Raw genomic sequence first — 12,107 nt, forward strand, 5'->3', positions numbered from 1 at the left:
ATGTGCTGGGAAGGCATCAACGACGTGCGGGTGCAGGACGTGCCCGACCCGAGGATCCTCAACGACGGGGACCTCATCCTGAGGGTGCGGCTGAGCACCGCGTGCGGCTCGGACCTGCACCTGCTCACCGGGCACATCCCGTTCATGCAGGCCGGTGACGTCATCGGCCACGAGTTCATGGGCGAGGTGGTCGAGGTCGGGCCCGACGTGACCCGCCACAAGCCCGGTGACCGGGTGGTCGTGGCGTCGTTCATCGGCTGCGGGCAGTGCTGGTACTGCCGCAACGACCTGTGGTCGCTCTGCGACAACACCAACACCAACCCCGGCATCACGCAGGCGCTGTGGGGCGCTGAGGCGGGCGGGATCTTCGGCTACTCCCACGCGATGGGCGGTTTCAAGGGCAGCCACGCCGAGTACGTGCGCGTGCCGTTCGCGGACTACAACGCCATCCCCGTGCCGGACGAGGTGGACGACCTGAGCGCGGTGTTCGCCTCCGACTCGGTGCCCACCGGGTGGATGGGAGCGGACCTCGGCGGGGTGCGGGCGGGTGACGTCGTCGCGGTCTGGGGCAGCGGCGCGGTCGGCCAGATGGCGGCCCGCTCGGCGCAGCTGCTCGGCGCGGAGCGCGTCGTCGTGGTCGACCGGTTCGACTACCGGCTGCGCCAGGCGGAGCAGGTCTTCGGGCTGGAGACGCTGAACTACCAGCACGTCGACATCGGCGCCGCGCTGCGGGAGATGACCGGTGGCCGGGGCCCGGACGTGTGCATCGAGGCCGTGGGCTGCGAAGCGCACAGCTATGGCCCGCAGCACGCGTACGACCAGGTCAAGAGCAAGTTGAAGCTGGAAACGGACCGGCCGATCGCGGTGCGCGAGGCGATCCACAACTGCCGCAAGGGCGGCTCGGTGTTCGTGCTCGGCGTGTTCAGCGGCTTCGTCGACAAGTTCCCCCTGGGCGCGGTGATGAACAAGGGCCTCACCCTGCGCGGCGCCCAGCAGCACGGGCAGCGCTACATCCCGATGCTGCTCGACCGCATCGCTTCCGGCGAGCTGACGACCGCCCACCTGGCCACCCACGTCCTGCCGCTGGAGGAGGGCCCGCGTGGCTACCAATTGTTCAAGGAGAAGGAGGACGACTGCGTGCGTGCGGTCTTCCAACCGTGAGGAACGCGGTTCGGTCGCGCCACACCGGGTACACCGCCGCCATGAGTTCGGATGACTTGCAGGGTTATGCCGCGCCCCAGGACAACGGGGGATCACCCGACGCGGTGGAGACCGACACCGCCGGCCTGAGCGCGGCCGAGGACCTGGACGAGGACAGGCTCCGGCAGGATCCGCTGGAGGCGGGGATGGACCCGCCGGAGCAGTGGAGCGGTGTGGACAAGTACGGCATGACGCCGTACGAGGAGTCCCACCCGAGGCCGTTGGACGAGCGGCTCGCCGAGGAGCAGCCCGACGTGACGGCGGAGAACGTGGACCGCGACCAGATCGTCCGCGACGAGGGTGTGGTCAGCCTGGACAGCGGCGGCGGCGTCGAGGCCGAGACACGGGCCGAGGCGGCGAACCGCGGGCAGTCCGCCGACGAGGCCGGCGGCTCGGTCGGCGGCGCCGCCCGGACGCCCGGGAGCACCGACTAGCGACCGTCTGCCGGAGACCCGCCTCGCCGCGTGCGCCGAGGCGGGTCTCCGGCGATCCCGGCGGCAGGAGGCGCACCGAGGTGGGCGGCCGATACCGGCGCGCCGTCCGACCTTCAGCCCGGCGTTCCGCCGCTGAGCCGAGGGGCGCCGTCGTCGGCTGCCGGGTGCTTGCGGCTTGCCGCGCAGGCCGGGGATCCAGCGCGGGAAGACCTCGCCCGCACATCCAGGCGGGCACGCACCGCGGGCGACGCGCGTCGACCTGCGCGTCGAGGTGACGGCCGGGGCGCTGGAGGTCGAGATGACCAACGACGGTGTGAGCGGCACGCGCGGCCGCCGGCGTGGCGGGTCCGGACTACCCGGCCTGGCCGCGCTCCTGGCGGAACAGGGCGGCGAGCTGGTCACCCGCGCCATGCCGGACGGGTGGCCGCTGACGGCGTGGCTGCCGCCGGCACAATCACGGGGGTGGTCGCCCGCATCCTCCTCGCCGACGAGCAGGAAGGCATCCGCGGCGCCTTCCGCATGATCCTCGACGCCCAGCCCGACATGGCGGTGGTGGCCGAGGCGGTCGACGGCCGTGCCGCGATCGACACCGCCCTGGCGGTCAAGCCCGACGTGGTGCTCGCCGACATCCGGATGCCGGGCACCGACGGCATCGAGGTGGCCCGCGCGCTGGCCGGCACCGGTATCCACGTCGTCGTGGTCACCTCGTTCGGGCTGGACGAGTACGTCCAGGCGGCCCTGCGCCACGGCGCCGCCGGGTTCATCCTGAAGCGCTCGGCCCCCACCCTGCTCGTCGAGGCCGTCCGTGCGGCGGTCGACGGCGACATGCTCATCAGCCCGGAGCTCACCGTTCGGCTGCTGCGCGGGCGGGAACTGCCGCACGAGACGTCGAGCGTCGTGCTGACCGAACGGGAGGACCAGGTCGTGACCATGGTCGCGGTCGGCCTGACCAACGCCGAGATCGCCGCCGAGCTGTTCCTGTCGCCGGGCACGGTGAAGAACCACATCGCGTCCGTCCAACTCAAGACCGGCACCAAGAACCGGGTCGCCATCGCGGCGTGGGCCTGGGCCACCGGACGCGCCAAGCCCTGATCCCGGTCACCGGCTGGAGGCGCGCACCACCAGCCTGGTCGGCAGGAACGCGGGTTCCGGTGTGTCGCCGCCGTGCACCATGGTGAGCACGGCACGCGCGGCGGCGACGCCGATGCCCGATTTGTCCTGGGCCAGCGTGGTCAGCGGCGGGTCGACGAGCGCGGCCAACTCGATGTCGTCGAAGCCGACGACGGCCAGGTCGTCGGGCACCCGCAGCCCGGCGTGGCGCGCGGCGAGCAGCGCGCCCACGGCCATCTCGTCGCTCGCGCAGAACACGGCGGTCGGCGGCTCGGGCAGGGCGATCAGCGACCGCATCGCCGCCTGGCCGCTGGGCCGGTAGAAGTCGCCCTCCACCACGTACTCCGGCGGCACGGGCAGGCCCGCTTCCGCCATCGCCGCGCGGAAGCCGGTGACGCGGTCGACGGACGGGCGGTTGCTCCGCGGCCCGGTGACGGTGGCGATCCGGCGGTGGCCGGCCGCGGCGAGGTGCCGCACCGCCAGCGCCGCGCCGCCGACGTTGTCCGACGTCACGTACGTGGCCCGCGGTCCGTCCACGTCCACGTCGACCGCCACGCACGGCAACCCGGACTGGGCGAACGCGGTGAACGCCGACGCGTCCGACCCGCTGTCGATCAGGACCAGCCCGCCCAGGTGGTGCCGCCGGGTCATGTTGACGTACGCCACCGGGTCGGCCAGGGACGCGCCGACCGCACGCAGCGCCGCCGACCCGCTCGTGGCGAGCATCAGCAGGTGGTAGCCGTGCGCGCTGAGCGCGGACTTCAACCCGATCAGCAGCTCCTGGAGGTACGGGTGCCGCCACCCCGGCCTGCGGTGGTCGGTGTCCCACACCAGGCCGATCAGCCCGGACCGCTTCGTGGCCAGCGCGCGGGCCGACTCGTTGGGCCGGTAGTCCAGCTCGCGGGCCACCCGCTCCACCACTTCGCGCTTTTCCCGGCTGACCGTCAGCGGCTGGTTGAAAACACGGGAAACGGTCGCCACGGACACTCCGCAGAGCTGGGCGATCTCGCGGATCGTCGGCATCTGACGCCCTTTCTTTGTAACCGGTTTCAAGCTCCCAGCGAGGGTGGTCTGACCTGGCTATACACCGTATCACCTGCGGAAACGCCACAGCATCGAAACAGCGAGGTTATCGGTTCGTTACTTGACGGTGTCCCGGCCCACGGCTGTCATGTACACCACACCGACCGGGCGAAGACCCGGTCGAATTCGCCGGAAACCCCTCGGATCGACCTTGCGCGTATCCGGCGTGCCGAAACGACTGGATTGTGGACAGAGGGAGAGCCGTGCAATGAGACGAACCGGGACCATGGTGGGCGTCGGCTTGCTGGCCGCGAGCCTGCTCGCCGGCTGCGGCGGCGACAGCGGTGACGGCAAGACCAGGATCACCATCGGCATGTTCGGCAACTTCGGCTACCAGCAGCTGTTCGAGGAGTACGAGAAGGCGCACCCGGACATCGACATCACCGACCGCACCGCCTCCTACTCCGACCACCACAAGAACCTCGCCGCCCACCTCGCCACGAACAACGGCGCGGCGGACATCGAGGCGGTAGACGTCGGCTACATCAACCAGTTCAAGGCCAACCCGGGCCAGTTCGTCGAGCTGAAGTCCGACATCAAGGACCGCTGGCTGGACTGGAAGTGGGAGGGCTCGCTGTCCAAGGACGGCAAGCAGATCGGCTACGGCACCGACATCGGCGGCCTGGCCATCTGCTACCGCCGCGACCTGTTCGAAGCCGCCGGCCTGCCCTCCGACCGCGACCAGGTGTCCGCGCTGTGGCCCACGTGGGAGCAGTTCATGGCCACCGGCAAGCAGTTCACGGCCAACGCGCCCGCCGGCGCGAAGTTCTTCGACGGTGGCCCGACCGTGCTCAACGCCATCGTCGGCCAGGCGCCCACCGGCTACTACGACAGGAACGACAAGATCGTCGTCGGTGACAACGCCGAGATCAGGAAGGGCTGGGACCTCGTCGCCCAGGGCGTGGCCGACGGTTTGTCCGCCGGGCTGCTGCACAGCACCCCGCAGTGGAACACCGGCTTCAAGCAGGGCCAGTTCGCCACCCTCGCCTGCCCCGCCTGGATGATGGCCAAGATCAAGGACCAGGCCCCGGACACCAAGGGCAAGTGGGACCTCGCGGCCGTGCCCGGCGGCGGCGGCAACTGGGGCGGCTCCTACCTGACCGTGCCCAAGCAGGGCAAGAACGTCGATAAGGCCGTCGCCCTCGCCACCTGGCTCACCGCGCCCGAGCAGCAGGCCAAGGTCTTCGCCAACGCCGGCCTGCTCCCGTCCGCGCCGAAGCTGTACAGCGAGCAGTCGGTGGCCATGAAGCAGGACGAGTTCTTCAACAACGCCCCCGTCGGCAAGGTGTTCACCGACGCGGCCCGCGCCCTCAAGCCGCAGTACCAGGGGCCCAAGGCCGGCGACGTGCAGACCGAGATGGGCAACGCCATGCAGCGCGTGGAACAGGGCAATCAGAGCCCGGACGAGTCGTGGCAGCAGTTCGTCGCCGACGTCAAGAGGCTCGAGGACTGATGAAGACGGACTGGCGCGAACGCCGCCACCGGTGGGACATCCGGTACGCGCCGTACGCCTACATCGCGCCGTACTTCCTGCTGTTCGCGGTGTTCGGCCTGTTCCCCCTGCTCTACACCGCATGGGTGTCGATGCAGGACCGCAACCTGCTCGACGGCGACGCGGCGACGTTCATCGGGCTCGACAACTACGTCGAGCTGCTCACCGCGGACCCGTACTTCTGGAACGCGATGGGCAACACGCTCAGCCTGTGGTTGCTCACCACCGTCCCGCAGATCCTGTTCGCGCTCGGCATCGCGCAGCTGCTCAACCGGCGGCTGCGCGGCCGGACGTTCTTCCGGATGGGCGTGCTGCTGCCGAACATCACCTCGGTGGCGGCGGTGACGATCATCTTCGCGCAGCTGTTCGGCCGGGACTTCGGCATGATCAACTGGGTGCTGGGCCTGTTCGACCTGGGCCGGATCGACTGGCAGGCCGGCACCGGCAGCTCCCACGCCGCCATCGCGACGATGGTGGTGTGGCGCTGGACCGGCTACCACGCGCTGATCTTCCTGGCGTCCATGCAGGCCATCCCGACCAGCGTGTACGAAGCGGCCCGGCTCGACGGCGCGTCCGGCTGGCAGCAGTTCTGGCGGATCACCGTCCCCATGCTGCGCCCCCAGATCATCTTCTCCACGGTGATCGCCACCGCGGGCAACATGCGACTGCTGGCCGAGCCGCTGCTGTTCAACCCGGGCGCGGGCGCCGCGACCGGCGGCTCGGACCGCCAGTTCCAGACCGCCGCGCTCTACCTCTACGAGCAGGGCTTCGCGAAGTTCGACTTCGGCTACGCGTCGGCCATCGCCTGGCTGCTGGTCATCGCGACGATCGCCATCACCGGGCTGAGCTACCTGGCGGCCCGCCGCATCCGGACGGACTGAGGGGACACCATGACCACCGTGCTCGAACCGTTGGCGCCCGGCGCGCCCCCGCCGTCCCGGCGGCGCGGGGCGATGCGGATGCGGATGCCCGGACCGTGGACCTACGCGGCGCTGATCGCCGTGCTCGCCGGGTCGGCGTTCCCGGTGTACTGGTCGCTCGTCGTGTCCTCGCAGACGCCCGACAAGGTGGACAGCGTGCCGCCGGTGCTGGTGCCCGGGGGCCACCTGTTCGCGAACATCGCGCGGGTGTTCGACCAGTCCGACTTCGCGTTGGCGATGATGAACTCGCTGATCGTGTCGGGAACCATCACGGTCTCCGTGGTGCTCTTCTCCACGCTGGCCGGGTTCGCCTTCGCCAAGCTCAAGTTCCGCGGCCGGTCGGCGCTCATGCTGCTGGTGATCGCCACCCAGGCCGTGCCGACGGAGCTGGGCGTCATCCCGCTGTACATGATGATGAGCGACTTCGGCTGGGCGGGGGAGATCCACGCGGTCATCGTGCCCGGCCTGGTCACCGCGTTCGGCGTGTTCTTCATGCGGCAGTACTTCGAGCGGGCGGTGCCCGACGAGCTGCTGGAGGCCGGGCGGATGGACGGGTGCAGCTCGCTGCGCCTGTACTGGAACGTCGTCCTGCCGGCCGCCCGCCCCGCGGCCGCGGTGCTCGGCCTGTTCACGTTCATGCAGGCGTGGAACGACTTCTTCTGGCCGCTCGTCGTGCTGACCCCGGAGAACCCGACCGTCCAGACCGCGTTGTCCACCCTGGCCAGTGGGTACACCACCGACTACACGCTCGTGCTCACCGCGGCGACGATCGGCACCGTGCCGGTGCTCGCCGTGTTCCTCCTGTTCGGACGCCAGATCGTCGGCGGAATCATGCAAGGAGCGCTAAAAGGATGATCGACTTTCCCCGAGGGTTCCGCTGGGGCGTCGCCACTTCGGCCTACCAGATCGAAGGGGGCGTGGACGCAGACGGGAGAGGACCGTCGATCTGGGACGCGTTCGGCGCGGTGCCGGGTGCGGTCGCGGGTGGCGACACCGGGGCGGTGGCCTGCGACCACTACCACCGGGTGCCCGAGGACCTGGCGCTGCTCGGCGAGCTGGGCGTGGACGCCTACCGGTTCTCGGTGTCCTGGCCGCGCATCCTGCCGACCGGCGCGGGCCGGATCGAACAGCGCGGCCTGGACTTCTACAGCCGGCTGGTCGACGGGCTGCTGGAACGCGGCGTCGAGCCGTTCCTCACCCTCTACCACTGGGACCTGCCGCAGGCGTTGGAGGAACTGGGCGGCTGGCGCTCCCGTGACACCGCGCTGCGCTTCGCCGAGTACGCCAAGGTCGTGCACGACGCGCTGGGCGACCGCGTGTCGAAGTGGACGACGTTCAACGAGCCGTACGTCTCCTCCATCGTCGGCTACGGCGAGGGCAGGCACGCCCCGGGCGCGCGGGAGGGCCACGGCTCACTCGCCGCCGCCCACCACCTGATGGTCGCGCACGGCCTCGCCGTGAACGCCATGCGCGGCTCGCAGGGGCACGAATTCGGCATCGTGCTCAACCAGTCGCCGTCCACCCCGGTGACGCAGTCGGAAGCGGACGTGGCCGCGGCACGCCGGCACGACGTCCTGCTGCGCCGCCAGTTCACCGAGCCGCTGTTCGCCGCGCGCTACCCCGACGACTACGAGGAGACGTTCGCCGGCGTCACCGACCTCTCCTTCCGGCAGGACGGCGACCTGGAGCTGATCTCCACGCCGCTGGACTACGTCGGCATCAACTACTACTACCGCCAGCACGTGGCCGACGCGCCGTACCGCGACCCGGACCCGGCCACCCGCACGTCGATCGACGTCGGCATCGACACCAGCCGGCTGCCGGACGTGCCGCGCACCGCGATGAACTGGCCCGTCGAACCGGAGGGGATGACCCAGACCCTGGTAGGCCTCAAGGACCTGTACCCGGACCTGCCGCCGGTGTACGTCACCGAGAACGGGTGCGTCTACCCGGACAACCCCGGGTTCGTCGACCAGGAGCGGATCGACTACCTGCGCAGCCACCTCGCGGCGGCCCACGACGCGGTCAAGGCGGGCGTGGACCTGCGCGGCTACTTCGTGTGGTCGTTCCTGGACAACTTCGAGTGGGCGCACGGCTACAAGCACCGGTTCGGCCTGGTCCACGTGGACTACGAGACCCTGGTGCGCACGCCGAGGGCGAGCTTCCACTGGTACCGCGACCTGGTCGCCGAGCAGCGGGCGAAGGCCACTCCTGCGGAGTGACCCGGTCAGGGCCAGGGGTTCGGGGTGCAGGACTTCCCGTCGGGGGTGACTTGGACGCCTTGGTCGCTGCCCGTGATGATCGACGCCAGGCCGTCGTTGTCGATGCTCAAGGTCTGCTGCATCATCACGGGCGCCGGGGCGCCGTCCGTCGGGCACACCTCGTGCCCGAGGCCCAGGAAGTGCCCGACCTCGTGGTTGATCGCGTAGAACCGGTAGCCCCGCAGGTCACGGCCGTACGTGTGGGCGCCCCGGAACCAGCGCGCCGAGTTGAGGTGGACGGTCGACCCGATCCGGCACGACGTGTCGTAGGGCAGTTCGAATCCGCACAGGGCCCGCGAGGTCTGCTGGGACGTCAGCCGGATCCGCAGGTCCGGTTCCCCGTCGGGGCCGACCCGGCGGAACTCGTGCTGCCCGGACCACCCGCGCGGGTGCTTCAACGCGTAGTCGACCACGGCGGCGAACGAGTCGTCGCCGTTCGGCAGCTCCATGCCGTCCTCGACCTCCGCCGTGTACGTGAACCCACTGGCCCCGGCCGGGCCGGCGGCCGGTGGCACGACCCGCCACGTGCCCACGCCGTGCGTCGGGAACGGGTGACCGGGCGGCAGGTCCGGGGCGGACCGGAACCTGTCGACCGGTGCCGCCGCCGGCGTCGCCGGACCGGACGCCGTCGCCGGAGCGGGCAGCGGGGTGGCGGGCACGACGCCGGCGGCGGGCCAGACGACGGTCGTCGGCTGCGCCGGGAGCCCGGTGTCCAACGCCACCACCGTCGTCACGGCCAGGCACACCCCCGCCAGGTAGGGCACCAGCGGGACGGACCTCATGCGGGCTCCAACCCGGCCGACCCGTAGGCGCACGCCGCGTTCCACAGCAGGAACGACGGCGCGCCCGCGTCCGCCGTGGCGACCACCTGCGCCTGGATCTCGCCCGGACCGTAGTTGTGGCCCAGCGAGAACGCCTGCAGCCACGGGATGACCGTCGCGCCGGTGCCCTCCGTGATCCGGACGAAGTCCGCGACCGACGCCCGCACGATGTCGTACGGCTTGGCGTTCGGGTTGTCCACGCCGTACTCGCCGGAACCCCAGTGCGACGGGTAGACCATCGGCGCGACGTAGTCGACGTGCGTCGAGATGGCCGGGATGTCCTGCGCCACGTCCTGCGGGCTGTGCGCGGCGATGCCGAACACCGACGCGCCCAGGTACGCGCCGAGCGGGCGCACGGCCGCCCGGTTGTCCCGGAGGAAGTCCACTATGGACTGCTCGGGCGTGGTGGTCAGGCCGGGGAACACCATCTGGCCCAGCGGGCCGTCCGGCCGCCGCACGTAGTCGTAGAGGATGTCGTCGAACCCCAGCTCGGCGGCCTCCTTGGCGATCGCGATGTTGTAGTCGCGGACCTCCGGGTTGGCGAAGTTCGTGAACGCGTACTGGCCGTAGTGCGCCGACCAGGGCGCGCCCGACGCGTTCTGCGCCACCCGGTCGCGCGCGCCGGAGTCCCACGAGGCCTTGCCGAGGATCGGGTCGCGGAACGCCACCAGCCGGCCGACCACCCGCAGCCCCATGCCGTGCAGCTCCTCGATCGCGGCGCGCGCGTCGTAGTGGTTGCGGGTCGCGCCGATCTGCCTGGCCAGCGGCACCTGCGATTCGTAGCCGATCTCGCCGCTCTCGTCCTTGATGTCCAGCTGCACGGTGTCGATGCGGCCCTCGCGCGCCATCGCCAGCACGGGGTCGCGCAGCGACGGGGTCGCCCACGCGGCGGCGCTCATGTGCACGGCGCGCATGCCGGGGTGCGTGACCTTGACCGGCACCTCGTGGTGCCGCGCGTTGCCGGCCGCGTCGTTCGCCTCGACCCGGATCATGGTCGGCGCGGTCGACAGCGACGCCTCGAACCGGCCGTCGCGTACCGGCACCTCCTGGTCGCCCACCAGCACCGAGTCCGCGCCGTCCGCGCTGCCCCGCACCTTCACCGGTCCGCGCGGCGACTCGGCCTCGACCACGTCCACCTCCAGCGAGGGCGGCGTGCCGTCCACCGTGAACTCGCGCAGGACCACCGCGTCGGGCATCCACGGCAGCGGGTTCACCGCGCGCACGGACAGGGTGTGCAGGCCCTCGGCCAGCTTCACCCCGCTCAACGTCATGCGGCCGTCGGCGCGCCGCACCTCGACCGGCTGTCCGTCAACGTGCACGGTGACACGATCGAGCCCTTCGGGGTCCGCGGTGGTGATGGACACGCGCTCTACACCCGAAGGAGTGACAGCGATTCCGTTGGACAGCTCGGCGACGGCGAGTCCGACGCCGCGTCCGTACACGATCGTCGTGACGACGCCGGCGATCAGCAGCAGCACCACGACGCCGACCGCGGGTATCAACACCCGCCTCGACTTCCGGGGCGATTCCTCCGGCGCTCCGCCGGGACGCTCCGGGTCCGGTGGTGCCGGGTCCGACAGGGCTGCGTCCGATGAGGCTGAATCCGACATCCGGGCCACTCCTATCTCGGCGTGCCATCTGCAACCAGCGACTAACCCTCTGGGCCGGCCGCCAAACTGGCGGTCATCCGAAGGGGTGTACTCCGTTTTCCACCCGGCCGACAAGCGCAACCATCCGAAGGTGAACACCATGTCGCCCAGGCCGGTAGCGGCCGTCGTGGCGCTCGCCGCGTCCGTGTCCTTCGCCTGCACCGCCCAACCCGCCGCCGAACTGCCCGCCGCGGAACTGCCCGGACAGGTCGCCGCCATCCCGTCGCCGGCGTCCTCCTCCCCGGCGCCGCCCGACCCGGCGGCCGTCCGGGCCAACGAGCTCGGGCAGGTCCCGATCCTGATGTACCACCGGCTCGTCGAGCAGCCGACGTCCGTCTACGACCGGACGCCGGCGGCGTTCCGCGCCGAGCTGGAACGGCTGGCCGGCGAGGGGTACGTGCCGGTGACGACCGCGGAGTACGCGACCGGCCGGATCGACATCCCGGCGGGGAAGCACCCCGTGGTGCTGACGTTCGACGACGGCGACCCGACCCAGTTCGCGCTCGGCCCCGACGGGGAGCCCGCGCCCGGCACCGCGATCGCGATCCTGCTCGACGTGGCCGCGCGGAACCCCGGCTTCCGGCCGGTGGCGAGCCTCTACGTCAACGCCGCGCCGTTCGGGGCGTCGGACGGCGCCCCGCTGCGGTGGCTGCGCGACCACGGCTTCGAGATCGGCAACCACACCCTGCACCACACGAACCTCGCCGCCGCGGCCGACCAGCAGGTCCAGGAGGCGGTCCTGCTCGGCCAGCGGGAGATCGAGCAGGCCGTGCCGGACTACCGGGTGTCGAGCCTCGCGCTGCCGTTCGGCGCCGTGCCCGGCAACCCGGAACTCGCCCGGGGCGGGACGTTCGACGGCGCGTCCTACGACTACGCGTGCGTGCTGATGGTCGGCGCGGGCCCGGCGCCCTCGCCGTTCGCGGCCGAGTTCGACCCGGTCGCCACGCCGCGCATCCGGTCCCAGGACGCGGCCGGCGAGGACTTCCGCTACGGCTCCACGGTGTGGCTGGACCAGCTGGCCGCCGCCCCGGAGCAGCGGTACACGTCCGACGGCGTGCCCGACCGGATCTCCCACCCGGCCTCGGCGGGCACGCCCGCCGAGCAGTTCGCCGACCGGGCCTTCGGCTACTGAGGACC

The 12,107-nt window shown here is 71.2% G+C and carries 11 protein-coding genes; 8 read left to right on the forward strand and 3 right to left on the reverse strand.

Features of this window, described 5'->3' with window-relative positions:
* The 3 genes from ACRAKI_RS15815 (at position 1) to ACRAKI_RS15825 (ending at position 2,726) form a co-directional block, all read left to right on the forward strand.
* Entirely contained in the window at positions 1-1,161 is a 1,161-nt protein-coding gene (locus ACRAKI_RS15815; RefSeq protein WP_447008431.1) for a zinc-dependent alcohol dehydrogenase, read from the forward strand.
* 41 nt (positions 1,162-1,202) lie between these two features.
* The gene (locus tag ACRAKI_RS15820; RefSeq protein ID WP_447007843.1) at positions 1,203-1,634 is read left to right on the forward strand and encodes a hypothetical protein; all 432 of its coding nucleotides are present in this window, start codon (positions 1,203-1,205) and stop codon (positions 1,632-1,634) included.
* A gap of 462 nt (positions 1,635-2,096) precedes the next feature.
* Positions 2,097-2,726: a response regulator gene (locus ACRAKI_RS15825; RefSeq protein WP_447007844.1), complete on the forward strand. Its 630-nt coding sequence runs from the start codon at positions 2,097-2,099 to the stop codon at positions 2,724-2,726.
* A 6-nt stretch (positions 2,727-2,732) separates the two neighbouring features.
* On the opposite strand, the gene ACRAKI_RS15830 is transcribed toward ACRAKI_RS15825, so the two are convergent.
* Entirely contained in the window at positions 2,733-3,767 is a 1,035-nt protein-coding gene (locus tag ACRAKI_RS15830) for a LacI family DNA-binding transcriptional regulator (protein ID WP_447007845.1), read from the reverse strand.
* 268 nt (positions 3,768-4,035) lie between these two features.
* Between ACRAKI_RS15830 and ACRAKI_RS15835 the strand changes: the two genes are divergently transcribed.
* The 4 genes from ACRAKI_RS15835 to ACRAKI_RS15850 are packed head-to-tail and all read left to right on the forward strand — an operon-like array spanning position 4,036 to position 8,461.
* A complete protein-coding gene (locus ACRAKI_RS15835; RefSeq protein WP_447007846.1) occupies positions 4,036-5,280 on the forward strand; it encodes an ABC transporter substrate-binding protein in 1,245 nt (414 codons plus the stop codon).
* Positions 5,280-6,200 (forward strand): carbohydrate ABC transporter permease, encoded by a 921-nt coding sequence (locus tag ACRAKI_RS15840; RefSeq protein ID WP_447007847.1) that lies wholly within the window; start codon positions 5,280-5,282, stop codon positions 6,198-6,200. Before ACRAKI_RS15835 ends, ACRAKI_RS15840 begins: the two co-directional genes overlap by 1 nt.
* Before the next feature lie 9 nt (positions 6,201-6,209).
* Positions 6,210-7,094, forward strand: coding sequence for a carbohydrate ABC transporter permease (locus ACRAKI_RS15845; protein ID WP_447007848.1), 885 nt, complete (start codon positions 6,210-6,212; stop codon positions 7,092-7,094).
* A complete protein-coding gene (locus tag ACRAKI_RS15850; protein ID WP_447007849.1) occupies positions 7,091-8,461 on the forward strand; it encodes a GH1 family beta-glucosidase in 1,371 nt (456 codons plus the stop codon). Before ACRAKI_RS15845 ends, ACRAKI_RS15850 begins: the two co-directional genes overlap by 4 nt.
* Positions 8,462-8,466: 5 nt before the next feature.
* Here ACRAKI_RS15850 and ACRAKI_RS15855 read toward each other — a convergent pair whose 3' ends face one another.
* Together ACRAKI_RS15855 and ACRAKI_RS15860 are read right to left on the reverse strand one after the other, a co-directional pair.
* Positions 8,467-9,282, reverse strand: a complete 816-nt coding sequence (locus ACRAKI_RS15855) for a DUF3152 domain-containing protein (protein WP_447007850.1) — start codon at positions 9,280-9,282, stop codon at positions 8,467-8,469.
* On the reverse strand, positions 9,279-10,826 hold the full coding sequence (locus tag ACRAKI_RS15860) for a putative glycoside hydrolase (RefSeq protein ID WP_447007851.1): 1,548 nt from the start codon (positions 10,824-10,826) through the stop codon (positions 9,279-9,281). The genes ACRAKI_RS15855 and ACRAKI_RS15860 overlap by 4 nt, the downstream gene beginning before the upstream one ends.
* Positions 10,827-11,070: 244 nt before the next feature.
* On the opposite strand from ACRAKI_RS15860, the gene ACRAKI_RS15865 reads away from it, so the two are divergent.
* Entirely contained in the window at positions 11,071-12,102 is a 1,032-nt protein-coding gene (locus ACRAKI_RS15865) for a polysaccharide deacetylase family protein (protein WP_447007852.1), read from the forward strand.
* Positions 12,103-12,107: the final 5 nt, after the last annotated feature.

The organism is Saccharothrix isguenensis (genome assembly GCF_052936305.1).